The sequence below is a fragment of the Aquisediminimonas profunda genome (genome assembly GCF_019443285.1).
GTDB classification, from domain to species: domain Bacteria; phylum Pseudomonadota; class Alphaproteobacteria; order Sphingomonadales; family Sphingomonadaceae; genus Aquisediminimonas; species Aquisediminimonas profunda.
This window is the reverse complement of record NZ_CP080327.1, coordinates 452872-477766: the sequence shown is the minus strand read 5'-3', so window position 1 is coordinate 477766 and position 24895 is coordinate 452872. Positions and strand designations below refer to the sequence as shown.

Annotated in this window: 28 protein-coding genes and 1 tRNA gene; 23 read left to right on the top strand and 6 right to left on the bottom strand. The window is 60.8% G+C overall.

Annotated elements, in window-relative coordinates:
* Positions 1 to 140 precede the first annotated feature (140 nt).
* From K0O24_RS02470 to hisD, 5 genes are read left to right on the top strand one after another with little or no spacing between them, the layout of a single operon-like run.
* Positions 141 to 626, top strand: a complete 486-nt coding sequence (locus K0O24_RS02470) for a cupin domain-containing protein (RefSeq protein WP_246611106.1) — start codon at positions 141 to 143, stop codon at positions 624 to 626.
* Positions 623 to 1570 (top strand): NAD-dependent epimerase/dehydratase family protein, encoded by a 948-nt coding sequence (locus tag K0O24_RS02465; protein ID WP_219894251.1) that lies wholly within the window; start codon positions 623 to 625, stop codon positions 1568 to 1570. The genes K0O24_RS02470 and K0O24_RS02465 overlap by 4 nt, the downstream gene beginning before the upstream one ends.
* An 11-nt stretch (positions 1571 to 1581) precedes the next feature.
* The gene (locus tag K0O24_RS02460; protein WP_219894250.1) at positions 1582 to 2568 is read left to right on the top strand and encodes a fumarylacetoacetate hydrolase family protein; all 987 of its coding nucleotides are present in this window, start codon (positions 1582 to 1584) and stop codon (positions 2566 to 2568) included.
* Positions 2565 to 2864, top strand: a complete 300-nt coding sequence (locus K0O24_RS02455) for an antibiotic biosynthesis monooxygenase family protein (protein WP_219894249.1) — start codon at positions 2565 to 2567, stop codon at positions 2862 to 2864. Before K0O24_RS02460 ends, K0O24_RS02455 begins: the two co-directional genes overlap by 4 nt.
* Positions 2865 to 2907: 43 nt before the next feature.
* A complete protein-coding gene (gene hisD, locus K0O24_RS02450; RefSeq protein WP_219894248.1) occupies positions 2908 to 4227 on the top strand; it encodes a histidinol dehydrogenase in 1320 nt (439 codons plus the stop codon).
* Between the two features lie 144 nt (positions 4228 to 4371).
* On the opposite strand, the gene K0O24_RS02445 is transcribed toward hisD, so the two are convergent.
* Entirely contained in the window at positions 4372 to 5511 is a 1140-nt protein-coding gene (locus K0O24_RS02445; protein WP_219894247.1) for an FAD-dependent monooxygenase, read from the bottom strand.
* 203 nt (positions 5512 to 5714) lie between these two features.
* Here K0O24_RS02445 and K0O24_RS02440 point away from each other — a divergent pair, with 203 nt between their 5' ends.
* On the top strand, positions 5715 to 6686 hold the full coding sequence (locus K0O24_RS02440; protein ID WP_246611104.1) for a LysR family transcriptional regulator: 972 nt from the start codon (positions 5715 to 5717) through the stop codon (positions 6684 to 6686).
* Positions 6687 to 6873: 187 nt separating this feature from the next.
* On the top strand, positions 6874 to 7944 hold the full coding sequence (locus K0O24_RS02435) for a VOC family protein (protein WP_219894245.1): 1071 nt from the start codon (positions 6874 to 6876) through the stop codon (positions 7942 to 7944).
* 170 nt (positions 7945 to 8114) lie between these two features.
* Here the strand turns inward: K0O24_RS02435 and K0O24_RS02430 are convergent, their stop codons facing one another.
* From K0O24_RS02430 to K0O24_RS02420, 3 genes are all read right to left on the bottom strand, one after another.
* Positions 8115 to 9266: an alpha/beta hydrolase gene (locus K0O24_RS02430; RefSeq protein ID WP_219894244.1), complete on the bottom strand. Its 1152-nt coding sequence runs from the start codon at positions 9264 to 9266 to the stop codon at positions 8115 to 8117.
* Between the two features lie 108 nt (positions 9267 to 9374).
* On the bottom strand, positions 9375 to 10343 hold the full coding sequence (locus tag K0O24_RS02425) for a fumarylacetoacetate hydrolase family protein (RefSeq protein ID WP_219894243.1): 969 nt from the start codon (positions 10341 to 10343) through the stop codon (positions 9375 to 9377).
* Positions 10344 to 10455: 112 nt separating this feature from the next.
* Positions 10456 to 10893 (bottom strand): NAD-dependent epimerase/dehydratase family protein, encoded by a 438-nt coding sequence (locus tag K0O24_RS02420; RefSeq protein ID WP_219894242.1) that lies wholly within the window; start codon positions 10891 to 10893, stop codon positions 10456 to 10458.
* 169 nt (positions 10894 to 11062) lie between these two features.
* Between K0O24_RS02420 and K0O24_RS02415 the strand changes: the two genes are divergently transcribed.
* From K0O24_RS02415 to K0O24_RS02405, 3 genes are read left to right on the top strand one after another with little or no spacing between them, the layout of a single operon-like run.
* A complete protein-coding gene (locus K0O24_RS02415; protein ID WP_219894241.1) occupies positions 11063 to 11308 on the top strand; it encodes a DUF3489 domain-containing protein in 246 nt (81 codons plus the stop codon).
* A complete protein-coding gene (locus K0O24_RS02410) occupies positions 11305 to 11733 on the top strand; it encodes a DUF2924 domain-containing protein (RefSeq protein WP_219894240.1) in 429 nt (142 codons plus the stop codon). Before K0O24_RS02415 ends, K0O24_RS02410 begins: the two co-directional genes overlap by 4 nt.
* Positions 11723 to 13375, top strand: a complete 1653-nt coding sequence (locus tag K0O24_RS02405) for a recombinase family protein (protein ID WP_219894239.1) — start codon at positions 11723 to 11725, stop codon at positions 13373 to 13375. Before K0O24_RS02410 ends, K0O24_RS02405 begins: the two co-directional genes overlap by 11 nt.
* Positions 13376 to 13573: 198 nt before the next feature.
* On the opposite strand, the gene K0O24_RS02400 is transcribed toward K0O24_RS02405, so the two are convergent.
* A tRNA-Leu gene (locus tag K0O24_RS02400) sits at positions 13574 to 13658 on the bottom strand.
* 111 nt (positions 13659 to 13769) lie between these two features.
* A complete protein-coding gene (locus K0O24_RS02395; protein ID WP_219894238.1) occupies positions 13770 to 15278 on the bottom strand; it encodes a YifB family Mg chelatase-like AAA ATPase in 1509 nt (502 codons plus the stop codon).
* Positions 15279 to 15356: 78 nt separating this feature from the next.
* Here K0O24_RS02395 and K0O24_RS02390 point away from each other — a divergent pair, with 78 nt between their 5' ends.
* The 13 genes from K0O24_RS02390 to K0O24_RS02330 all read left to right on the top strand — a co-directional run bounded on the left by K0O24_RS02390 (position 15357) and on the right by K0O24_RS02330 (position 24859).
* Positions 15357 to 15503, top strand: coding sequence for a hypothetical protein (locus tag K0O24_RS02390; RefSeq protein WP_219894237.1), 147 nt, complete (start codon positions 15357 to 15359; stop codon positions 15501 to 15503).
* A 214-nt stretch (positions 15504 to 15717) separates the two neighbouring features.
* On the top strand, positions 15718 to 16026 hold the full coding sequence (locus K0O24_RS02385) for a hypothetical protein (RefSeq protein ID WP_246611103.1): 309 nt from the start codon (positions 15718 to 15720) through the stop codon (positions 16024 to 16026).
* Between the two features lie 95 nt (positions 16027 to 16121).
* On the top strand, positions 16122 to 16256 hold the full coding sequence (gene rpmH, locus K0O24_RS02380) for a 50S ribosomal protein L34 (RefSeq protein WP_028056723.1): 135 nt from the start codon (positions 16122 to 16124) through the stop codon (positions 16254 to 16256).
* Entirely contained in the window at positions 16253 to 16579 is a 327-nt protein-coding gene (gene rnpA, locus K0O24_RS02375; RefSeq protein WP_281421745.1) for a ribonuclease P protein component, read from the top strand. Before rpmH ends, rnpA begins: the two co-directional genes overlap by 4 nt.
* Complete coding sequence (gene yidD / locus K0O24_RS02370) at positions 16576 to 16788, top strand: membrane protein insertion efficiency factor YidD (RefSeq protein ID WP_219894236.1); 213 nt, start codon at positions 16576 to 16578, stop codon at positions 16786 to 16788. Before rnpA ends, yidD begins: the two co-directional genes overlap by 4 nt.
* Before the next feature lie 17 nt (positions 16789 to 16805).
* Positions 16806 to 18485: a membrane protein insertase YidC gene (gene yidC, locus K0O24_RS02365; protein WP_219894235.1), complete on the top strand. Its 1680-nt coding sequence runs from the start codon at positions 16806 to 16808 to the stop codon at positions 18483 to 18485.
* Complete coding sequence (gene yihA, locus K0O24_RS02360) at positions 18482 to 19117, top strand: ribosome biogenesis GTP-binding protein YihA/YsxC (protein ID WP_219894234.1); 636 nt, start codon at positions 18482 to 18484, stop codon at positions 19115 to 19117. The genes yidC and yihA overlap by 4 nt, the downstream gene beginning before the upstream one ends.
* Positions 19118 to 19120: 3 nt before the next feature.
* Positions 19121 to 19789: a glutathione S-transferase family protein gene (locus K0O24_RS02355; RefSeq protein WP_219894233.1), complete on the top strand. Its 669-nt coding sequence runs from the start codon at positions 19121 to 19123 to the stop codon at positions 19787 to 19789.
* A gap of 12 nt (positions 19790 to 19801) precedes the next feature.
* The gene (recQ, locus tag K0O24_RS02350; RefSeq protein ID WP_219894232.1) at positions 19802 to 21589 is read left to right on the top strand and encodes a DNA helicase RecQ; all 1788 of its coding nucleotides are present in this window, start codon (positions 19802 to 19804) and stop codon (positions 21587 to 21589) included.
* A complete protein-coding gene (locus K0O24_RS02345; protein ID WP_219894231.1) occupies positions 21573 to 22001 on the top strand; it encodes a protein tyrosine phosphatase family protein in 429 nt (142 codons plus the stop codon). The genes recQ and K0O24_RS02345 overlap by 17 nt, the downstream gene beginning before the upstream one ends.
* Positions 21998 to 22393, top strand: a complete 396-nt coding sequence (locus K0O24_RS02340; protein WP_219894230.1) for a hypothetical protein — start codon at positions 21998 to 22000, stop codon at positions 22391 to 22393. Before K0O24_RS02345 ends, K0O24_RS02340 begins: the two co-directional genes overlap by 4 nt.
* On the top strand, positions 22390 to 23277 hold the full coding sequence (locus K0O24_RS02335; protein WP_219894229.1) for a sterol desaturase family protein: 888 nt from the start codon (positions 22390 to 22392) through the stop codon (positions 23275 to 23277). Before K0O24_RS02340 ends, K0O24_RS02335 begins: the two co-directional genes overlap by 4 nt.
* Positions 23270 to 24859, top strand: a complete 1590-nt coding sequence (locus K0O24_RS02330; RefSeq protein ID WP_219894228.1) for a GMC family oxidoreductase — start codon at positions 23270 to 23272, stop codon at positions 24857 to 24859. The genes K0O24_RS02335 and K0O24_RS02330 overlap by 8 nt, the downstream gene beginning before the upstream one ends.
* The last annotated feature ends 36 nt before the right edge of the window (positions 24860 to 24895 follow it).

Genomic DNA, 24895 nt, shown 5'->3' with positions numbered 1-24895 from the left:
CGCTTCATCCTCGAAGTAGTTGCGTTTTTCTGGACAATGTTATTTGCAAGCGTATTCATTCCTAGTACAAGGCGGCGCCACCAAACGGCGATTCAGGGCAGCGCCACAAGGGAGGCGGCCTGCCGCTCGGGAGATGATATGTGAACAAGAGTTTCCGCCGCATTGTGACCGCGCATGACCACGAGGGCGTCTCGATCGTGCGGTCCAACGATGTCTTGACGCCGACACCCATCGCTATGGGCGTGGCCGATTTCCAATTGGTTTGGACCACGCCGCAGGTCCCGGTTGATAATAATGACGATCATGATGGCGCATCAGTCGATGCTGGCCTCACTCTGAAGGGTGGCTCGGTCATTCGCATAGTGGACATGTTGCCCGGCAGGGCTTCACCGATGCATCGCAGCTTTTCGATCGATTACGGCATCGTGCTCTCGGGCAGCCTCGAATTGGAACTGGACGGCGGAGAAATCGTCGCACTGAATGCGGGCGACATCGTCGTTCAGCGCGGCACAAACCATTTGTGGCGCAACACCTCACCAGACACGGTGTGCAGGATCGCCTTCGTGCTGATCGAGGCCACCCCGGTCGTCGTCGATGGAAAAGTGTTGGAGGAACTTCACCCATGAGCGCGCATCGACATATCGTCATCACCGGCGCGGGCGGCTGGATCGGCTCGCTGCTGGCCAGCAAGCTGCTGAGCGAACCGGATTTTGCCGACATCACCCTCACGCTAGCCGATATTTCGGTGCCCGCGCCGCCCGCCGATCGGCGGGTGCGAGTGGTGGAAGGCGACCTGAGCGAACCCGGGGTTGTAGCCCGCATGTTGAATGGCCGCGCGGACGTGGTGTTCCATCTCGCGAGCATTCTGGGCGGCACTGCAGAGGCCAATTACGCGCTCGCCCGCAAGGTCAATCTCGATGCCACGCTTGACCTGTTTGAGGCGCTGCGGGATGATGCCTCACCGCCGCGCGTCGTTTTCGCCAGTTCGATCGCGGTGTTTGGCCCGCCGCTGCCCGAGCGCATCAACGATGACACGATGCCCGTGCCGTTCATGCATTATGGTGGGCAAAAGCGGATGGCCGAAATCGCGATTGAACAATTAAGCGCACACGGCTGGATCGACGGTATTGCCATCCGCCTGCCCGGCATCGTGGCCCGGCGCGGTGCCGACGCGCGGCTAAAATCCGCATTTATCAACACGATGTTCTACGATTACGCCGAAGGCAAGGATTTCATCATGCCGGTCTCGGCGGAAGGCACGATGTGGCTGATTTCAGTCGACACCTGCGTGAACGGCTTTATCCATGCTGCACGCGTTCCCCGCGATGCCCTCAAGGCCCGGCGTGCGCTCACACTGCCCGCGCTGCGCGTGTCGATGGAAGCGCTCATCGAGGAACTTGGCCGCCTCTATCCCGAAAGCCGCTCGGTGGTCCGTTGGGAGCCACAGGCCCAGCTTGAGGAGCTCTTTACCCGCCAGCCGCCGCTGGAAACCCCTTTGGGCGACAGCCTTGGCTTTCAGCACGACGGGACCATCGAAACACTGGTCCGCCGCGCCATCCAACCCGAATAATGGAGAGAACGATGCAACTGGCAACCTTGCCCAACAGCACACGCGATGGAGCGCTGGCCGTTGTTTCGCGCGATCATTGCCGCGCCGTGCTGGCCTCCGAAATCGCGACAACGCTGCAAGATGCGCTGGAGCGCTGGAGCGAAGTCGAGCCGCAACTGCGCTGCCTTGCCGCCGCGCTCGAGGCTGGCACTGCAACCGGCAGCTTTGCGTTTGAGGCGGGCAAGGCGCTGGCTCCCCTGCCCCGGGCATGGCAGTGGCTCGACGGGTCCGCTTATGAAAGCCATGGCGACCTGATGCAGCAAGTGCTCGACATCGAGCCGATCCCGCGCGGCACACCCCTAATGTACCAAGGCGTTTCCAGCCATTTTTACAATTCGACCGACGACATCCCGTTTCTGTCTGAAGAGAAGGGCATCGATTTCGAGGGCGAATTCGGCGTCATAGTCGATGCTGTGCCGATGGGCATCACGCCCCAAGCAGCACTCAAGCACATTCGCCTGGTGATGCAAATCAACGACTGGTCGCTACGTGCGCTGGCGGGGCCTGAAATGAAAACGGGCTTTGGCTGGGTGCAGGCAAAGCCGCCCTGCTCGGTTGCCCCTGTCGCGGTCACGCCTGACGCGCTGGGCCGCCACTGGCGCGATGGCAGGGTCGATCTTCCACTTCATGTGACATGGAACGACGCGCTCTTCGGTTTGGTGCAAGGTTACCCTATGGGTTTTGGCTTCCATGAATTGGTCGCGCATGCCGCCGCCACACGCGATCTCGTCGCAGGGACGATCATCGGGTCGGGCACGGTGTCAAACGCCAATTTCAAGGAAGTCGGCTCAACATGCATCGCCGAGCGGCGCGGGATCGAAGTGATCGATCATGGCGCGCCCAAAACCGATTTCATGAAATTTGGCGACCGCGTGCGCATGGAGTCCCGATTCCCCGATGGCTCGCCACTGTTTGGCGCCATCAATCAAAAAATAGTGCGCAAGGAGGCTTTTGAATGATCACCGAAATAGCCCAAATCGAGGTAATCGCGGGGCAGGAAGCGTCCTTCGAGGCTGCGGCCAGTGAGGCAATCGCTTTGTTCAAGGCGGCCAAAGGCTGCCACCACATGCGCGTCGAACGCTCGATCGAGCAGCCGAGCCGGTATCGCCTCTTTGTCGCGTGGGAAAGCCTCGAAGCTCATGTCGGGGATTTCCGCAATTCGCAAGCTTTTGGAGAATGGCGCAAGCTGGTCGGCCCCTATTTCGCCAGCCCGCCCGCCGTGGAACACACCAGCGTGGTGATCTCCGGGTTCTGACGCAATTCTTCAGTCAAACGCCTTTTAGGCAGGAGTAAACATCATGGCAGAGTATCTCAAGCGCGGCACTGCGGCCGATATCCGGGCCAGCGCGGATCGCAAGGTTCGGGACATTGTCGAGGCAACGCTTGCCGAAATCGAGGCGCGGGGTGATGATGCCGTGCGTGAATTGTCGATCAAATTCGACAATTGGGACCGAGACAGCTACTTGCTGACTGATCGCGAGAAGCAGGATTGCCTCGATCAACTCTCAGGGCAGGATCTCAAGGACATCGAATTCGCGCAGACTCAGGTGCGCAATTTTGCATACATACAGCGGGAATCGGTCAAGGATGTCGAGGTTGAAACGCTGCCTGGCATTGTGCTGGGGCACAAGAATCTACCGCTGAACGCGGCGGGCTGCTATGTGCCGGGCGGTAAATATCCCCTGCTGGCTTCCGCCCACATGAGCGTGATTACCGCGAAGGTCGCAGGCGTGCCCCGCGTCATCACATGCGCGCCACCGTTTGGTGGCAAGCCGGCCCCCGCCATTGTCGCGGCGCAAGTGCTGGCTGGCGCGGACGAAATCTACGCGCTGGGCGGAATTCAGGCCATTGGCGCCATGGCGCTGGGCACGCAGAGCATCATGCCGGTCGATATTCTGGTTGGTCCGGGCAATGCCTTTGTCGCAGAAGCCAAGCGGCAACTTTTTGGCAGGGTGGGCATCGACCTTTTCGCTGGCCCCACCGAAACGCTGGTGATCGCCGATGAAATCGGCTGCGATGCCGAACTGGCAGCGACCGATCTGCTGGGCCAGGCAGAACATGGCCCGGATAGCCCAGCCATTCTGCTGACAACTTCGGAAGAGCTCGCCCGCGCCACCATCCGGGAAGTAGAGCGCCTGCTAGAGATCCTGCCGACCGCTGACTATGCCCGCAAAGCATGGGAAAGCTATGGCGAGGTGATCGTGGCACAGGACGATGCGGAAATGGTGAGTATCGCCGATGCCATTGCCTCCGAACATGTTCAGGTGATGACCGCTAATCCCGACTATTTCCTCAAGAACATGACCAACTATGGCGCGCTGTTCCTCGGCGCGCGCACCAATGTGTCGTTTGGCGACAAGGTGATCGGCACCAACCACACTCTGCCCACGCGCAAGGCAGCGCGTTACACGGGCGGGCTGTGGGTCGGCAAATTCCTCAAGACCTGCACCTATCAGCGCGTGCTGACAGATGAAGCCTCGGCGATGATCGGGGAATATTGCTCGCGCCTGTGCGCGCTTGAAGGTTTCGCCGGGCACGGCGAGCAAGCCAACATTCGCGTGCGCCGCTATGGCCATCGCAATGTGCCCTATGCGGGCGTCGCCGAGCCTTTGGGCTGAGCATCCGGATTTGCCGGGGCCGCCCAATTTGGGCCTTCGGCAAGGGGATTGGGGAAAGGGTGCCGCACCAAAACATGAAGGCGGGGCGGGAACTAATCCCACCCCGCCTTCATTTCATTTCAGGCTTTGGTAAAGATGGCGCGCTCAGAATGGCGCGTTGAGCCGCGAGAGCGCGCCTTCCAGAATATGGGCATGTTCGCGCGGATCGCCATGGGCCAACTGCAGGCGACCCACCGCCATCGAAGAGTCGATCACATCCTTGCAGCGGGGATAGCGCCGTTCCTGATAGGCCAGCAGGCCGGCCTCCACGCTATCGGCGCTGGCGAGCTCTTCAGCCAGCACGATCCCGCTTTCCACCGCCATGCCCGCGCCCGAGGCGAGATGCGGGGTCGTGGCATGCACCGCATCGCCCAGCAGTACGATCCGCCCATCATACCAGGGCTTGGGCTGAAGCACAGCGGCCAGCGGGCGGTAGTTGATCCAGTCCTGCCGCGTCATATTGTCGCGGATCCAGCCGGCATTGCCGCCGAAATCGGCCAGCAGGCGCTTGAGCTCGGTGTAAAGTTCTTCCTCGTCCATAAAGCGCTCGCGCTCCTCATGGGCGGTCAGCATCCACATATAGACCTGATCGGGCGCACAGGCGGTGATACCGCAGGGGTTGACGCTTCCGAGGTAGAATTCGCCGAATTCCAGCTCCGGCGGCCTTGCGATCGAGATGCGCCAACAAGCCTGCCCGGTCGGCACCGCAGGCCCCATGTGCGGGAAGGCCAGTTCGCGCATGCCTGAAAACACGCTGTCCGAGCCGACCACCAGATCATAGCGCCCATGGGTGCCATCGGAAAGAGTGACATCGACACCATCACCAGCATTGACTGCGGCCGACACCGTGAGCCCCAGCCGCACGTATATACCCAGTTCCTTGACCCGCGCCTGCATGATTTGGTGAAGCACGGGGCGCATGATGCCGCCCGTGGCGGGCAGACCTTCCTCGATAACCGGTTCCTCAAGGTCGTGAAGTTGCGTTCCGTCATATTTGAACAGGCGCGTTTTCGTAGTGATCGCTCCTTGCGCCTTGATCTCCTCAAGCAAGCCAAGCCGCCGATAGGCACGCAAGGTTGGCCCGGTGATGGTTATTCCCGCGCCATAGACCCGCCAATGGGGGTCGATGTCGATGATGTCCACCTTCACGCCGCGCTCCGACAGCGCGATTGCCGCAGCCATGCCGCCAATCCCGCCGCCAACAATAAGCGCCTCGTGAACGCTGCTAATGTTCTCCCGCGTCATACCGCATGGCTTATCGATCGCTTGCCAGGAGGCAAATCCGAATGTTCGATAGCTGCCTATCTATACTATCGCTGAACGCTGACAGCTTTCAGCGGCTTCGTGGGCTAGGCAAATGAGGCCGATCTTGGTACTTTGGCAGCCAGCCCGCTCCTGACGCGTAAATGGGGAAAACTGCTATGCGTTTCGAACGCCTCGACCTCAATTTGCTGGCCGCGCTCGATGTACTGCTTGAGGAGAGGAACGTCAGTTTAGCCGCCGACAGACTCTGTCTTTCGCAATCGGCTACTTCAAGCGCCCTGGGGCGTTTGCGCGAATATTTCGGCGATGATTTGCTTGTGCTCAAAGGCCGCGGGATGGTGTTAACCGCGCGAGCGGAGGGATTAATTGAGCCCGTACGCCTCGTCCTTGAACAGATCCGTAACCCCATTACCACTGCGCCTCTGTTCGACCCTGCAACACACGACAGGCAGGTGCGCTTGATGGCCAGCGATTATTCCACGCAGGTCTTGCTCGCGCGTGCGCTGGCGATGCTGGAAAAGGAGGCTCCGGCCCTGCGTTTTGAAATCCAGCCCATGAACGACAATCCGGGCGAGGCGCTTGAGCGGCGTCAGATCGATCTCTTGCTGACAATCGATTATTCCATAAGCGTGGATCAGCCAAGCCAGGTGCTGTTTGAAGACGATTATGTGGTGGTTGGCGATGCCGCCAATCCGGCGATGGAGGGAGACATGACCCGCGAGAAATATTTTGCGCTGGGCCATGTGACCGCGCGCTTCGGCAAGAGCCGTGTGCCTACCTTCGACGACTGGTTCGTGCGTCGGCAAAAAGCCCAGCGCCGCATTGAAGTCGTGGCACCTACATTCTTGTCACAGACCGCGCTGGTGCTGGGCACACGGCGCATTGCCACCATGCACCGTCGTCTGGCGGAGCAAGTCGTGGCCTCGGGCAATCTGGTGATACGCGAAATGCCCTTCGCCATCCCGCCCATCCGCGAGACGATCCAGTGGCATATTTCAAACAACAATGATCGGGCGCTCCGTTGGGTGGTTGAACGGCTTGCAGTCTTTGCCGCGGAAAGCGAGGAGGTCGGGCATGGCACGGTCATTCCCTTCGCCGAGGCGCGTCGCGAGGAGATCGCCGAGCAATTTCGGCATCATTTGCCGACAGGGCGCTAGTACGGACCATCCTCCATTCCTAGGCGATCTGGCCGACGTGACAGACCGCATCGGCGCAAGCCTCTGACGCCTGCCTTGCGGATCGCCTGACCAGGCTTCAACCAAACCGATAGCTCGCATCCGATGTTATGCGTTTCTCGGCAGGGTTTCCCGCCTACATAAGGCGCAGAATTTCGGAGAATATTGTATGAGCATTCTAGGCGTGGAGAGTGTGCTATTCGGCGTGGACAACGTGGCGGAAAATGCGCGTTTCTGGACAGATTTTGGCCTACCTGTGGAATCGGTCACCGGCAGCGAGGCGGTGTTCCGGCTGGCATCAGGCAGCCGCGTCATCGTGCTGGCCCATGGCGATGGCCGCTTGCCAACTCCCGATCCTTTCCAGGGCAATGGGGTGAAGTTAACGGTTTGGGGCGTCGATACTGCCGAAAATCTGGATAAGATCGCCGCCAGCCTAGCCAGCGAAGTGACCGTCACTCGCGATGCCGATGGCACGGTTCGCGCCACCTGCCCCGACGGCCAGCCCATCGCGCTGCGGGTCTGGGATAAGCAACAGGTTGTCAGTGAATCCAGCCCGGTCAATACACCGGGCGCTTATCCGCGTTTCAACCAGCACCGTATCTGGCGGCACAAGGCGATCCCCAAAACGATCAATCATGTTGTGTTTTTCTCGCCGGACTACGTGACCAGCTTTGAATTTTACGAGCGTCATCTGGGCTTCCGCTATGTCGATCACAGCAAAGGCGTGGGCATTTTCGGTCGCGCGGACGGCACGTACGAGCATCATTCGATGTTCTGGGTCAACTGCGATCTGCCGTTTGCGCCCGATGTCTTCAAATTCATGCATATCGCCTTTGGCATGGACGATATCGACGAGGTGATGCTCGGCGCGAATCTGATGGCGGAAAAGGGCTGGAAGAACGAGAGCATGAACAGCAGCGGCGGCATTTCGCGCCACCGCATTTCCAGCGCGATCTATTACTATTGTGACATCCCCGGCAAAGGCGGCGAGGCGGAATACCACGCTGACACCGATTATCTGGATGACAACTGGGTGCCCCGCGCGTGGGACTTCCGCTTCGGTTCGCTACTGTGGGCCAACAACGCCCCTCCCATCTTCCGCGGCCCTGATATCGCGTGGGACATGGTGTTCGACGCTGATCGCAAAAGCTTTGAACCGTATCGCAAGGCCACGGCCGGCAAGCAAATGGTAGAGGGCAAGCTGGCTGAAATCACGCAAGAGGATGAACACGGTATCTGATATTCAAGCATGAGGGACGTGGGGGCCTGCCGCTCGCGTCCCTCATGCTTGGGATCTATCGGAGGCTGGCGTCCTCAAAACCGTTTCGGTCGGACGACGACCGGCGGCGCGATGGGAAAAGGCCATGTCGGCGCGGGCAGGTTGGTATTAGAGCCAGATGACATCTGGCTCTAGCCCATTTCGGCAAAGGTCCGCGCGCACCAATCTGCGATATAGTCGCGCATGCCGGTGCCATTGTCGGCCCCGCAATGCTCGACCTCGAAATCAGCCTTGGTGAACATCCGCAGATGGCGCTTGGAGCTGTTCACCGCCTGATCGTAAGAGAGATGGGCGTTGAAGGCCGGGATTTGGCGATCATTCTCGCCATGGGTGATCAGGAAGGGCACCTTGATCTTCTCGACCTGTCCGTTGAGCGTGATCTGGTCGGCATAGTCGAGAAAGGCGTCGCGGTCATCGAAGCCGAACACCCAGAGCACATGGTCCCAGTAATGCGGCACGGGATTCTCGCCCTCGTTGCTCACACGCTGGCGCTGGCGTTCGCCCCAGACATGGTTGGCCCCCATCACGGCGCACAGGGCATAGCGCGGATCATTGGCGGCAATGCGCGGCGCGTGATAGCCGCCAAAGGACAGGCCAAAGATGCCGATCTTGGACTGGATCACATCGCCCCGCGTCAGCAGATAGTCAAAGGCCAGGCTGCCCCAACGTTCGGAATCGTATACGGCAGGCAGATGGTGCAAGCGGATCGCCTCTCCAGTGCCGGGCTGGTCGACGAAAAGCGTGTTGATGCCGCGCTCCAGATTGGCGCGGCCATGCCCTGCCATGTCAACCTGCTCCTTCATGGAATCGAGGCCGTTTACTGAAACCAGCGTGGGGCGCGGCGTGCCGCTGCCATCATGGATGAAGATCGCGGTATAGCTGGAACCCTCGTAAGGAATTTCCACTTTGTCGACATGCAGGCCGCGCAGGGCCGAACCCTTGTGATACAGTTCCAGCCCGCGATCATAGGCCGCCCAGCGCGGGGCATAATCGCGGCTCTGCATGCGTTCGGCGGCCAGATAATAGCCACTGGCTCGAAGATATTTGCTGCCTGCCGACAGGTTGAAGCCTGCGGCCAGATCGGCATCGGCATTCTTGGCAACCTGATCGGCCACCGCGATCCAACTGTCGAATAGCAGCTCTGACCCGGCATCGGCGCCCGCCTTGGCGGTCTCGCGCACCGGACGGCAAGCTTCGTCGATCTCGCCATGGTTGCCGCCGCACACCAGCGCCAGATTGGTGGCCAGATTCCAGACATAATTACCGGGAAAGGGTTCAAACATGCACTCTATCCTCGCGACCTTTGAGATCGAGCCTGATTGACATGGCCGCGCCAGGGCGACCAACCCATTATATCGATGGCATACTATTCAAAGAATGCCGCTACTGTCTCAGACCTGGACGATCTTCTGGTCGATAGCGCCGAAGAGCGGCGTATCATCGGCCATGCGGGCCTCCATGCGCAGCCTGTCGCCAAAGCGCATGAAGCCGGTTTTGACGCTCCCGGTATCTAGCACTTCGATGCCGCGACGCTCGGCAATGCAGGATGAGCCGACTTCGCGGAAGTTGGCGTTGGAAACGGTCCCCGAGCCAAACACCGTCCCCGCGCAAAGCATCCGGCTTCTCGCCGCATAGGCGATCATTTCGGGGAACGAGACTTCCATCGCCCCGCCATGGGCCGCGCCAAAACGCTCGCCATTCCAATCGACGTAAAGTGGCAGGTGGACGCGCCCATCGCGCCAGTCTGGGCCAAGTTCATCGGGCGTCACAGCCACAGGCGCCAACGAGCAGGGCGGCTTGGCGTGAATCCAGCCGAAGGCGATCTTGATCTCCCGCTGGGCCTGCACGCGGAGCGACCAATCGTTGATCTGGACCAGCAACCGGATGCTTTGCGCGGCCTGCTCGACCGAGGCGCCCATCGGCACTTCGCCTGTGATGACGCCGAACTCGCCCTCGAAATCAATCCCGTCTTCTTCCGAATTGAAGGGGATATCCTCGCAGGCGCTGAAGAACTGGTGCGAAACGCCCTGATACATCAACATGTCGCGCGGATCGGTCTTGTGCTTGAACACCGCTTCCATCAATTCGGCATGGCTGCGAAAGGTCGATCCATCGAGCCATTGCCAGGCCCGGGGCAGCGGAGCGAGCGCGGCGCTCGTGTCGAAGGCGAAACTTTCGACACGCCCGCGCTCCAGATCATCGGAGAGGGTGAGCAGGTCGGCTTCGACCTCATTCCAGCTTTCGACCGCCTCACGAAGCGAGCCGATGATGCTTTGCGCTTCTGTCGCGCGCGTAAGATCCTTCGATACCACCACGAGGCGACCGTCTTTGGTGGTTCCCGGAAGTGTGCCCAGTTTCATTGTCATGTCCTTTCGTGAATCGCGGCGTGTCCGGGTGCGTTCGCATTCAGCTGCCGCTTATTCTGCCTTTGGCCAGCCCATCGCCGGGCCTTGGCATGCATGGTGCTGCCAATTACAGCGACGGTAGCGTTTCGTTCATATAGGCAAGAGCCGCGCCCACTTCATGCCTTGCGACAAAGCCCAGATCGCGCTGCGCCGCCGATGTGTCGGTGCGAGACCGGCGCGGATTGGGGAAGTTCATGAAGCCTGCCTCGGGCCGGACCGGGATGCTGGTTTCGAGGCCCGGCAAAGCCGCCCTCGCCTGCGCCAAAAACTGCTCCAGCGTCACCGATTGGGCAGGGGCAATATTGTAGACCGGCTGCGGAAGCTCCGGCGCGGACACAGCGGCGACAACTGCCTCGGCGGCATTGCGCGGATCGATAAATTCCTCGGTTTGCTCCCACAATAAGCGCTGATCCTCGATGGCCAATGGCTTGCGCTGTCGCGCAGCCTTAATCACCGCCAGCCCGAGCGCGGCAACGAGCGAGGTATCCTCATTGTACCTGAGCATTAATCGCGTCCCGACCGGCACTTTCCGCTCGACTTGTATGGCATTGCAAGCATTGGTCGTTGTCGAAGGCGAACGGAGTCATTCGCCGAACAAGCCTCAGGTCTGGTGACTGACGGGGCTCTGGGTGGTGGGAGCAGGCAGTGTGCTTGCTCCGATCAGGAGACCACCCATGACGACCAAGAAAGTAGCATCCGAGAGCCCTGCAACCAAACCAACAATGACCAAGCGCGAGCAGCTGGTGGTACTGTTGAAGCGCGACGGTGGTGCCAGCCTCGACGAGTTGGTGGCAGCGCTCGGCTGGCTGCCGCACACGACGCGCGCTGCCCTTACGGGCCTCAAGAGAACCGGCCATATTATCGAGAGCGACAAGATCGAAGGCGTCCGCCGCTATCGCATCGTTGAGGCTGCCGCATGAGCGGCGCGCCGCTCAATGATCGCATTGCTGCGCTGGCGACGATGTCGCTGGCGCAGCTCTGCATCGAATGGCGTCGGGTATGGAAGACCACCCCGCCCGAGATAACCGTCGACCTGCTCGCGCGCAGCATTGCCTGGAAGCTGCAGGCCCAGGTCTATGGCGGCCACTCGCCCGAGACCATGCGCAAGCTCAAGGCGCTCACCTCGGGTCGGGCTGGTGATCCGGTCGCAGGCACGCTGAAGCCCGGCACCCGGATCCTGCGCGAATGGAATGGCCGGAGCATCAACGTGCTGGCCATCGAGGGTGGGTTCCTGTTCGAGGACCGCAGTTACCGTTCACTCTCGGAGATCGCCCGAGAGGTCACCGGCACCAAATGGTCAGGACCTCGCTTCTTTGGCATGAAGGCAAAGCGCCGTGCAGCCTAAGACACTCCGATGCGCGATCTACACCCGCAAATCGACCGAAGAGGGACTGGAGCAGGAGTTCAACAGCCTCGACGCCCAGCGCGAAGCCTGTGCTGCCTACATAACGAGCCAGCGCCATGAAGGATGGACACCGACAGCGCATACCTATGAGGATGGCGGCTACTCTGGCGGCTCGATGCAGCGTCCGGCCATCCAGCAACTGATGGCGGATGTCGCCGCAGGCAAGGTTGACGTCATTGTCGTCTACAAGGTCGACCGCCTGACCCGAAGCCTCGCCGACTTCGCCAAGATCGTCGAAGTGCTCGATGCCAGGGGCGCTAGCTTCGTCAGTGTGACCCAGGCGTTCAATACGACAACCAGCATGGGACGGCTCACCCTCAATGTGCTCCTTTCCTTCGCCCAGTTCGAACGCGAAGTGACCGGCGAGCGCATCCGCGACAAGGTAGCAGCCTCCAGGGCCAAGGGCATGTGGATGGGCGGAACCATCCCGCTGGGCTATGATCCCGTCGAGCGCAAGTTGATCGTCAATCAAACCGAAGCCGCGCTCGTACGCCATATCTATAACCGATACCTCGCGCTTGGATCAGGACAGGCCTTGGTCGATGAACTCGCATCCAATGGCTACCAAACAAAGCTCCGCACGCTGACAGACGGGTCAACCATCGGAGGTCGGACCTTCACGCGGGGAATGCTGTTCTATGTCCTTTCGAACCGTCTCTATATTGGAGAAGTATCGCACAAGGGCATCGCCCATCCCGGCGAGCACGAGCCAATCGTCGACAGACAGATCTGGGATGATGTCCAGAAGCTCATCGAGGCGAACCGTGTCGCACGCAAGACGGCGAGCAGGGCAGAGCAGCCGAGCCTGCTTGTTGAACTCGTCGTTGATGGGCTGGGCCGACGTATGTCACCCAGCCATGCGGTCAAGGGAACCCTGCGCTATCGCTACTACATCACCCATCAATCGGAAATCGGCGAGAATGATCCGGCGCCCTGGCGTGTGCCGTCGCATGATCTTGAGAAGGTCGTGGTCAGCAGGCTCTGCGTCTGGCTCAACGATCGTTCGGCCATCGGTCAGTTGAAAAATGGCGGGAGTGCACGGGAAACTGAGGAGCTGATTGCGAGCGCTGCAAATCAAGCGAAGCGCCTTCTCTCGTCCAACCCATCGGATTTGCGGAAGATGCTTCCTGACTTCCTGAACAAAGTCAGGGTCGAGCGGGATCGCGTTCGGATCGATGCGAAGGCCAGCGGCCTGCTCGAAAGTGATGATCGCTGTATCGAACTTGAAACGCGAGCGACCAAGGTCCGGATTGGCAAGGAGACAAAGATGGTCATCGCTGCCGATCCTGACCAGCCGGTCCGAGTAACCGACACCAAGCTGGTCACACTGATTGGTGAAGCACTGAAAGTTCAGGAGCGGTTGCTCTCAGGCACACCGCTTGTCCATCTTGCGACAGAGCAGAAGACTTCGACGGCTCGCCTAAGCAAGCTGGCGCGCATTGCATGGCTTGCACCTGAAGTTATCGAGGCGATCATCGAGGGTCGTCAGCCAAGTGCACTCTCCAAGCAGAAGCTCATGACGCTGGTCGATCTTCCAATGGAGTGGTCAGCTCAGCGTCGCCTGCTCGGGTTCGCGGCCTAGTCCCACCCGCCGCTAGCATCATACACGAATCGAAAAATAGGCGGCCGGAGATTCCGGCCGCTTTTTCGTCTCGTGGCGTGCTCAAAATAGTCTCCCGACGCCAGGTTGAAGAACCGCCGTTCAAAAAGTCGCGGAATTGCGGGGGTTTCACGGCCCTACTGCGGAGACCGCGCGGAGACCTTGAAATTGAGGACTGGTTGGTGCCCCTGGCCGGACTCGAACCAGCACGCCTTGCGGCACTCGATTTTGAGTCGAGCGCGTCTACCAATTTCACCACAGGGGCCCAATAGGGTCAGCGGCGCTGCGTTTAGACAAGCAATTCGGCGCCCGCAACCTACAATCCGAAAATTGGCAGCAGCCGCTGCAGGAGATTGCGTCTGGCTGATCCCAAAGATCAATTGCGCGGTGGGCGTCGCCGGTAGCTCAAGGCTTCGGCAACATGGATCCGGCCAACTCCTTCGGACTGGCCAAGATCTGCGATTGTCCGCGCGACGCGCAGAACCCGGGTGTAGCCGCGCGCTGTCAGTCGCAGGGCGTCTGCGGCTTGTGCCAGCAACTTCCGGCCCGGCTCGTCGGGCGTAGCTGCATGCTGAAGCACTTCCCCATCCGCTTCGCAATTGGTGCGCACAGCAGATCCCGCGTAGCGGGCGGTCTGCAGAGCGCGTGCCGCCCTGACGCGATCCGCAACGGCCGCAGACGCTTCTGAAGGTGCCGGCAGAACAAGGTCAGCCGCGCTCACGGCATCGACCTCTATGTGCAGATCGATCCGGTCGAGCAGCGGGCCCGAGACGCGTGCCTGATAGTCGGCGGCGCAGCGCGGCGCGCGGGCGCAGGCAAGAGCGCGATCGCCAAGATGGCCGCAGCGGCACGGGTTCATTGCTGCGATCAACTGCACGCGTGCGGGAAAGGTGACATGTGCGTTTGCCCGGGCCACGCTGACACGGCCTGTTTCCAGTGGCTGGCGAAGCGAATCGAGCACGGCGCGCTGAAACTCGGGAAGCTCATCAAGAAACAGGACGCCAAGATGGGCAAGGCTCACCTCTCCCGGCCTGACCTTGTGGCCGCCGCCTACCAGTGCCGGCATGGATGCGGAATGGTGCGGCGCGCGAAAGGGGCGGTTCCGGATCATCCTGCCTCCTGCCAATTCGCCGGCGATGCTCGCAACCATGGACACTTCCAGGGCTTCGGCAGCGGTGAGATCGGGCAGTATGCCCGGCAGACAGGCCGCCAGCAGAGACTTGCCCGCGCCCGGCGGCCCGATCATCACCAGATTGTGGCCACCGGCCGCTGCGATTTCGATCGCGCGCTTTGCGGTTTCCTGGCCCTTGACCTGAGCAAGATCGGGGCCGTGGGCTCGGGGTTCGGCTACACCGGGCTCCGGCGGCCGCAGCAGGGCGCTTCCCTTGAAATGATTGAGCAGGGAAAGCAGGTCAGGCGCAGCAACCACTTCGACGTGTCCAGCCCATGCCGCTTCTGGCCCTTGCGACGCAGGGCACACAAGGCCAAGCGAGCGTTCCGCAGCATGAAGCGCCGCAAGCAGGACGCCGGGAGACGTGGCAACGCGGCCATCGAGGCCGAGTTCTCCGACAATCACATAGCTGGCCAGCGTTTCGGCATCGACGACGCCCATTGCGCCAAGCAAGGCGAGCGCAATGGGCAGATCATAGTGGGATCCTTCCTTGGGCAGGTCAGCCGGCGAAAGATTGACTGTGATCCGCTTGGGCGGGAGAGAAAGGCCCATTGCCGAAATCGCAGCGTGAACCCGCTCTCGGCTCTCGGCAACGGCCTTGTCGGGAAGGCCGACGACCGCAAATTTCGGATTGCCGGGGGCGACCTGACACTGGACCTCGACACTGCGCGCCTCAAGACCGAGGTAGGCAACGGTCTGGACAGTCGAAACCATCAGGCACCCGCCGGGGCGGCGCTGTTGTTAACCATATCTGCCAAGCATGGCGAAAGGTGCAGGCGATAATCTGGTGGGATGATCGATGTGAGTCCTGCCCCGGCCGAGGTGCGTGCACGCGAGCCTCTTCTTGCGATGGCCGGGTCATTGTCGATCGAGGCGATTAGGACCCTGTTCTTCGTTTCGCCGTTCCTGCTCTCGCTCCTGCAGCTTCTGAGGGGCTGAATTTCCGATCCGATGCTGCCGCATATGCCGGCTGATCGTGCGCATTTGTGCGCGACAGGGGCAAGACGGTAACGAGACATCACGACGATTACACAGTATTGCGCCGGTCGGATGCTGGAGCGGTGCAGGGGGCTGACGCACGATTGTCCTCCAGGCTCCGAGAAATGATGGCCAATGTCTTGCGCTTGCCACATTAGGGCACCACATCGCGCACATGACGCTTAAGGAACGCTGGTACGCTCTTGGCCGGAGCCCGACTTATCGCCTGGTGATGGCCATCTTCGGCGTTGTCCTCTTGATAGCCTCTCCGCTCGTGGGGGCATTGCCGGGCCCAGGCGGGATATTCGTTTTTGCAATTGGCCTTGGCCTGATCCTCAGGAGCTCACTATGGGCCAAACGGCATTATGTGGTCTTCAAACGCAAGCAGCCGAAGATCGGCCATTGGGCTGATTGGGGACTGCGGCGGCGCAGCCATCGGCGGCGGGTGGAACGCAAGAAGCAGAAGGACAAGGCGGGCAATTGACTTTCGTGGCGAGTCTGCCTAACGGCTCCGGCAACAAAGGCCGTCTTCGCGGGCGGCCCTTTTTCGTTTATGACGTTTTGCCAAGGACATGAGTGATGAAGCGCACTTTTCAGCCGAGCAACCTGGTTCGCGCACGCCGCCACGGCTTCCGCGCCCGGATGGCGACAGTCGGTGGGCGCGCCGTGATTCGCGCGCGCCGTGCCCGCGGTCGCAAGAAGCTTTCCGCCTGATTTCGATTCGAAAGCGGTCGGACTTTCTGGCCGCCAACGCAGCAAGCCGGGTGGCGACGCCCGGCTTTGTGCTGTTGGTGCGTGGACGAAACGATGGCGATCCGGCGATGCGACTGGGTATCACAGTCACAAAGAAGATCGGCAATGCCGTCGTGCGCAACCGCATGAAGCGCCGTTTTCGCGAACTGGCGCGTGCGGTGATTGGCCCGGAAGGTGTGCCGGGATCGGACCACGTCCTGATCGGCCGCGCAGGCGGGGTCGAGCGTGATTTTTCGACCCTCAAGGCCGAACTTGCACACGCGCTCACACGGGTGCGCTCATGATCGCCCGGCTGCTGATCCTGCTTGCGCGGGGCTGGCAAAAGGGGCCTTCGGCAATCCTGCCGCCCTCCTGTCGGTATCAACCCACATGTTCGGCCTATGCAATCGAGGCGGTAAGCCGCTATGGGGCGGCAAAAGGCGGCTGGCTGTCAGCCAAACGGATCTTGCGATGCCATCCCTGGGGTGGGCATGGCTATGATCCGGTACCGTAGTTTAGGGGAAAGAGACCTTGGATAATCAGCGTAACATGGTCCTGGCGATCGTGCTGTCCGCGCTTGTATTGATTGGCTGGACGGCCCTTGCGGATCGCTTCTTTCCGCAGCCGAAGCCCGGTGTGACCGCGCCCAAGGTGCAGACTGCACCTGCCTCTGCGCCCATTGCTGCAGCGCCTGTTCGCCAGACGGTGGCCCAGGCGCTTTCAGGTGCGCCGCGCGTGACCATTGAAACGCCAAGGCTCCAGGGCTCGATCAATCTGAAGGGTGCGGTGATCGATGATCTTGTCCTTCTTTCGCACAAGGAAACCATCAAGAAGAATTCTCCACCAGTCAGGTTGCTAGCTCCTGCCAATGCAACGGCCAGCTATTTCGCGGGATTCGGCTGGAGCGGCGACGGGCTTGCCGCACCGAACGCCAACACGGTCTGGCAGGCAGATGCAGCAGCTCTGACGCCCGAAAAACCAGTGACGCTCAGGTGGGACAATGCGGCCGGACAGCGTTTTACGATCCGCATCTCGGTTGACTCAAATTATCTCTTCTCGGTCGAACAGCGGATGGAAAATGGGGCGGCGTCTGCCGTGGGCGCGCGTCCCTATGGCTTCATCAGCCGGCTGGGCAAGTCGAAGGACCCCAGCAGCTGGACCAATCATGTCGGCCCGATCGGGGCGTTCAATGGCGCCGTGAACTACAAGGTGAATTGGGATGACATCGATCCGGCAACCGGTCAGCGGTTCCAGAGCAAGGGTGGCTGGATCGGCTTTGGCGATCATTACTGGCTGACAGCGCTCATTCCCGATCAGGCATCCAGCATCGATGCAGGCTTCAGGTCTGGCAATGGCAGCTACCAGGCTGAATTTGCTGTGCCCCAGGTGATCGTTGGGCCGGGCAAGGCTGTTAGCACCACAAGCCGCCTTTTTGCCGGTGCCAAGGAAGTCAACACACTCGACGCCTATGAAGAAGCAGGCGTCCCGCTGTTCGACAAGGCAATCGACTGGGGCTGGTTCGAGATCATCGAAAAACCCATTTTCCAGTATCTCGACTGGCTGTTCAAGCTGGTCGGGAATTTCGGCGTGGCGATCATCCTGCTCACGCTCACGGTGCGTGGCCTGATGTTCCCGATTGCGCAGCGGCAGTTTGCCTCAATGGCAGCCATGCGTGTGGTTCAGCCGAAATTGAAGGCGCTGCAGGAACGCTACAAGGACGACAAGCCGAAGCTCCAGCAGGAAATGATGGCGCTTTACCAGAAGGAAAAGATCAACCCGATGGCGGGCTGCTTGCCGATCTTCCTCCAGATCCCGGTTTTCTATGCCCTTTACAAGGTGCTGATGCTGACGATCGAAATGCGGCATCAGCCTTTCGCGCTCTGGATCCACGATCTTTCCGCACCTGATCCGGCAACGATCATCAATCTGTTCGGCCTGCTGAACTTCACGCCGCCGACATTTCTCGCGCTGGGCATCTTCCCCGTGCTGCTCGGCATCACGATGTGGCTGCAGTTCAAGCTCAATCCGGCACCGATGGATCCCATCCAGCAGCAGATGTTCAGCATCATGCCGTGGATCATGATGTTCATGATGGCACCGTTTGCAGCGGGCTTGCAGCTGTACTGGATCATGTCGAACATCCTGACGATCGCGCAGCAGAAATGGCTCTATTCGCGGCATCCGGCGCTTAAAGATCCGGTCAAGGCGTGAGTTTTTCCGAAGAACAGCTGGAATCAGCCCGCAAGATTTTCAGCGGCCCGATTGGGTTCCTGAAATCTGCGCCTTCGCTCGAATTTCTGCCTGAGCCGACGGTCAATGAGGTTGCGTTCGCCGGTCGGTCGAACGTCGGCAAATCGTCGCTGCTCAATGCGCTGACAAACCGCAGCAGCCTTGCCCGCACGTCGAACACGCCGGGACGGACGCAGGAACTCAATTTCTTCGATGTCGGCAATCCCGTGCAGTTCCGGTTGGTCGACATGCCAGGCTATGGCTTTGCCGAAGCGCCGAAGGAGGTCGTCAGGAAATGGCGTTTCCTGATCAACGATTATCTGCGTGGTCGGCAGGTGCTCAAGCGGACACTGGTTCTGGTCGATAGCCGCCACGGTCTCAAGGATGTCGATCGCGATGTCATGGACATGCTCGACAAGGCCGCTGTCAGCTACCGCATTGTCCTGACCAAGGCAGACAAGATCAAGGCCAGCGCGCTGGCGGCTGTGGCTGCAGCAACCGAAGCCGAGGTGCGCAAGAGGGCGGCTGCCCATCCCGAGCTGATCCTGACGTCGAGCGAAAAGGGCATGGGCATCGCGGACTTGCGCGCCGCCGTAATCGAAGCGACAGGTTGAACGATGCGCAAACTCTATATCGGTAACAAGAATTACTCGAGCTGGTCGCTGCGCGGCTGGCTGGCCTGCAAGCAATCCGGTCTCGATTTCGAGGAAATCGTCGTACCGCTTTACGATCAGGATTGGGACGAGCGGCGCAAGGCAGAGGCCTTCGCTCCCTCCGCTGGCAAGGTGCCGATCCTTTGGGACGGGGACGCCGTGGTATGGGACAGCCTGGCGATTATCGAGCATTTGAACGAGCAGTCAGGCGGCGACAAATTCTGGCCGAAAGATAAAGGCGCGCGCGCCATGGCTCGCTCGATGGCGGCTGAAATGCATGCAGGCTACACGGCCTTGCGGCGCGGGCATTCGATGAACATCCGCCAGATCTATCCGCCCGCGGCTCCAAATGCAGAGGTCGCCGCCGATATTGAGCGCATCATGGAATTATGGGCGCAAGCCCGCGCGCGCTTCGGTGGAACGGGGCCATTCCTTTTCGGCGATTTCGGCGCGGTCGATATCATGTTTGCGCCGGTGGTGACGCGATTCATCACCTACGGCCTGCCCGTCGCCCAATTTGCCGAGGCCTATATGCGGGACGTCATCGCCCATCCGTTCATGCAGGACTGGATTGCCGAAGCGCAGGCCGAGGACTGGGTGATCGAACGGTTCGAGGGGCCCCGGCAGGACTAGGGCTGAACAACCGTGGCGGACGCCCTTTCCATTCTCCAGACGGCGTTCGGCTTCCATGAATTCAGGGGTGTCCAGCAGACGGTGATCGACCGCGTTCTGGCGGGCGAGCGGACGCTGGCCGTGATGCCCACAGGTGCTGGCAAATCGCTCTGTTACCAGTTGCCGGCGCTTGCGATGGACGGCACCTGCGTTGTGATTTCCCCGCTGATCGCCCTGATGCATGATCAGCTGCGCGCTGCAACTGCAATCGGCATCCGTGCAGCGTCCCTGACGTCAGCCGATGACAATCGGGACGAAACACTGGCTCGTTTTCGCCTGGGTGAACTGGACCTGCTCTATGCAGCGCCCGAACGGGCATCGGGGCATGAGTTTCGCGGCCTGCTCCGCGAAGCCCGGGTTTCGCTCTTTGCAATCGACGAAGCGCATTGCGTGTCCGAATGGGGGCATGATTTCCGTCCCGACTATCGCCTGTTGAGACCGTTGCTTGACGACTTTCCGGACGTACCGCGCCTTGCGCTGACAGCAACTGCCGATGCGCATACCCGCGCCGATATACTTGCGCAGCTGGGTATTCCCATTGGCGGCATGATCGTCGCGGGATTCGACCGACCCAATATCCGTTACGCCATGTCTCCACGTCAGGGCACGGCGCAACAGATTGCGGACCTTGTCGCCAGCACGCCCGGCCCCGGCATCGTCTATGCCCAGACGCGCGTGGCAACCGAGAAGCTGGCCGAGCAGCTGAGCAAGGCCGGCCGGCCGACACGTGCCTATCATGCCGGGCTAGACCCGCAAGTGCGGGCGAAGAATCAGCATGACTTTGTCGTGTCCGAAGACATGGTGATGGTTGCGACGGTGGCCTTCGGCATGGGCATCGACAAGCCCGACGTGCGTTTCGTAGCGCATGCCGGGCTGCCCAAGTCCATTGAGGCCTATTACCAGGAAACCGGCCGCGCGGGGCGCGACGGCGATCCGGCATATGCACACATGTTCTGGGGTGCAGAGGATTTTGCCCGGGCGCGGCAAAGGCTGGGCGAAATCGACCCGGCGAGACTGCAGGGCGAACGCACGCGTCTGGCGGCTCTTGGGGCTCTTGTCGAAACGGCAGGCTGCAGGCGCGCCATATTATTGCGGCATTTTGGCGAGAGTCCGCCCGAGGCTTGCGGGAATTGCGATAATTGCCTTGAGCGTCCGGCATCTGTCGACGCGAGCGAAACTGCAAGGAAGTTCCTCTCGGCTGTCTATCGCACTGGCCAGAGTTTCGGGGTGGGACACCTTGAAGCAGTGCTGACCGGAGCAACCAGCGAACGTGTTGAAAAGCTGGGCCATGATGCCCTGTCTGTCTTCGGGATCGTCGATGGCGACGAGGTCGCACTGATCAGGCCTGTCGCCCGAGCGCTTGTCTTGCGCGATGCCTTGAGGCCCAATGAACATGGTGGCCTGATGTTCGGGCCCGAGGCCCGGGCCATCCTGAAGGGCGACGCCAGCGTCGAACTGGCCATCCCGCCGAAACGCGAGCGCCGACGCAGGCGCGATGCCGCCGCCAATCCTGCCGGTGATCCGCTGTTCGATGCATTGCGGGCACTGCGCCGTGACCTTGCTGCGGCATCGAGCGTTCCGCCCTACGTGATTTTCCACGATTCTACGTTGCGCGAAATGGCCGCGGCGAAGCCGACACGGCTTGACGAACTTGGCCGAATCAGTGGCGTCGGTGCGCGCAAGCTCGAAGCCTATGGCGATGCCTTTCTGTCTGTTCTAAAGCGCTCACAGGAGGAGAAAAGCGATGTTCCGCACCCTTGACGATGCGATCATGGTCGCTCCGCAGATCGGCGTCGATGCCGTAGCGGAAGCAAAGGCCCTTGGGGTCCGGCTGATCATCAACAATCGCCCCGAAGGCGAATCGGATGATCAGGTTCCGGGTGCCGCAATCGAAGCCGCGGCGCGCGCCGAAGGCCTTGACTATGTCGCCATTCCCGTTTCGCATTCCGGATTCTCCGAGCCGCAGGTTGCAGCCATGCGGGCAGCGCTTGATGGCGCGACAGGGCCTGTTCTCGCCTATTGCCGTTCGGGCACGCGCTCCACATTGCTTTGGGCTCTTGCGCAGTCTGCGAAGGGTGAGCATCCGGCTGTGCTCGCGGAAAAGGCTGCGCGGGCGGGCTATGATCTTGCCCCTGTTGCCACGCTTATGGACATGCTTCGGGCCAGGGCATGAACCCGCTGATCCAGCTTGGTCTCTCTTTGGTGGCGGTTCTGTTCATGGCCGCAGTGGCCTGGTGGTTGAAGCTTGGCGGCGATGTCCGGATCAGGAATGAGCAGGAAGCCGCCGCGCTCGCCGACCAGACCATATGTGGGTTCAAGCCGATCGCCATCGCGCTTGACAAGGCCGGCATCGGAGCGTTGCTTCGGGATGGCGCTGGTCGCCAGATGCTGATCCGTCGCAACGGTGCGCATTTCGTCGGGCGTCTCCTCGACCGCAATGTTGTTGCGCGGCTCGACAGGAATTTCCTGACGATCGGCACGGGAGAACGAACCTTCGGGTCGATCACGCTCGATCTTGGGCCCGATGCGCAATATTGGGCTTCGGGGCTGAGGCACCTGCAATGAACACACTCCCAAATCCTGTTGATTATGCGGTGCCAGTCTTTGTGCTGCTGATCCTCATCGAAATGATCTGGGCCCGTTTCCGGGCGCCGGAGAAATATGAGCCAAAGGACACACTCACGTCGCTGCTCTTTGGTTTCGGCAGTTCGGTTGCCGGGGCCCTGACAGGTGCTCTGATCTTCGGTCTGTCGGTCTGGCTCTACCAGTATCGCGCGATCACGATCCCTTTTGCCTGGTGGGCCTGGATCGCCTGCTTCGTGCTCGACGATTTTGCCTATTATGTCTTCCATCGCACAGCGCATCGCGTCCGCTGGTTCTGGGCGAGCCATGTCAACCACCATTCCAGCCAGCATTACAATCTCTCGACCGCACTGCGGCAGACCTGGACAGGCTTCATTGCCGGATCGTTCGCTTTTCGCTTGCCGCTGATGCTGATCGGCTTCCACCCGGCGATGGTGTTCTTTGTTGGCGGCCTCAATCTCATCTATCAATTCTGGATTCACACCGAGGCAATCGGCCGCCTTCCGCGCTGGTTCGAGGCGGTCATGAATACGCCGAGCCATCACCGGGTGCATCATGCGACCAACCCACGATATCTCGACGCGAACTATGCAGGCGTCTTCATCATCTGGGACCGGATGTTCGGAAGCTTTACGCCCGAAGTCGAGGACGAGCCGATCCGTTATGGCATCGTGAAGCAACTGGGGACGTTCAATCTCTTGTGGAGCGTCTTCCACGAATGGATCGGTATTGCGAAGGACCTCTGGGCTGCCCCGTTCGGGGCAAAGCTCGGCTATCTGTTCGGCCCGCCTGGATGGAGCCATGATGGCAGCCGCGATACCTCCGATACGATCAAGCAAAGATGGCAGGAGCAGCAGGGTGGATGAATTCGATATCGTCGTGATTGGCGGCGGCTCGGGCGGCAGTGCAGCAGCTGGCCGGCTGAGCGAAGATGGCAAGTTCAAGGTCTGCCTGATTGAGGCCGGCGGCAAGAACACCGATATCCGCGTGCGCGCGCCGGGCCTATTCCCCTTCCTTCCCCCCAGCACCAACTGGCAGTTCGAAACCGTTCCTCAGCCCGGCCTCAATGGCCGGACGGGATATCAGCCGCGGGGGCGTGGCCTGGGCGGCTCCTCCGCGATCAATGCAATGGTCTATATTCGCGGCTGTGCCTGGGATTATGACAATTGGGCAGCGCTTGGCTGCGATGGCTGGGCGTACAAGGATGTGCTGCCGATCTTCCGGCGCGCCGAAAGCAACGTGCGCGGCGCGGATGATTATCACGGCGGCGATGGACCGCTTACGGTCAGCGACCAGACCCATCCCAACCCGGGCAGCGTCGATTTCGTCGAGGCCGCTGCCTCTCTGCAGTTGCCACGCAACCCGGACTTCAACGGCGCCCGTTTCGAAGGGGTCGGCCTCTATCAGGTGACCCAGCGCAACGGCGAACGATGGACGTCCGCACGCGCCTATGTGGAGGGCAATCGCGATGCCGGGCGGCTCGCGGTCGAAAACGGGGCGCTGGTCGAGCGGGTGCTGATCGAGGATGGCCGGGCAACGGGCGTCGTGTTCATGCAGGGCGGCAAGCGCAGGACGATCCGCGCCCGCAAGGCCGTGATCCTGGCGGGCGGCGTTTTCGGGACTGCCCAGTTGCTGCTGCTGTCAGGCATAGGCCCCGCCGACCATTTGCGGGAACACGGCATTCCCGTTGTCGTAGACCGGCCTGCGGTTGGCGAGAATCTGCAGGATCACATCGACTATGTCGCGGGCTTTGAAACCGGTGGCACGGTGTTCACCGGCACCAACCTCAGGACCATCTTCCGGACAGCCGGTGCGCTCTGGGAATGGATTCGCAAGCGGACGGGTCCGATGACAACCAACTATGCCGAAGCCGGGGGCTTTGCGAAATCATCACCCGATGTCGCCGTGCCGGATCTCCAGTTCCATTTCGTGCCTGCGATCCTTGAAGATCATGGGCGGGAAAAAGTGAAGGAAGCGGGATTTTCAGGGCATGTCTGCGTGCTGAGGCCGGAAAGCCGGGGCACGGTCAGGCTCGCCAGTGCAGACCCGGCGGCGGCTCCGCTGATTGATCCAGGTTTCCTGACCGACAGTCGGGATATGGAGATCATGAAAAAGGGCGTCCGCATGCTCCACCGGATTCTCACATCTCCGCCTCTTTCACGGCATGGCGGAAAGGACCGGCATGCGACACCGCTTGATGACGATGCGGCGCTCGAGCAGATGATCCGCAACCGGGCGGATACGGTCTACCACCCCGTTGGCACAGCGCGCATGGGGTCGGATGATGCCGCCGTGTGCGATCCGCGCCTGCGCGTGCGAGGCGTGACGGGGCTCTATGTGGCCGACGCGTCAATCATGCCGAGGCTCGTTTCGGGCAATACAAACGCGCCCTCGATCATGATCGGCGAACGCTGCGCCGATTTTGTAAAGGCCGATATGGCTGCCTGAGGCATTGGGGCGCAGCAGATCGGCCGCGCCCCCTGA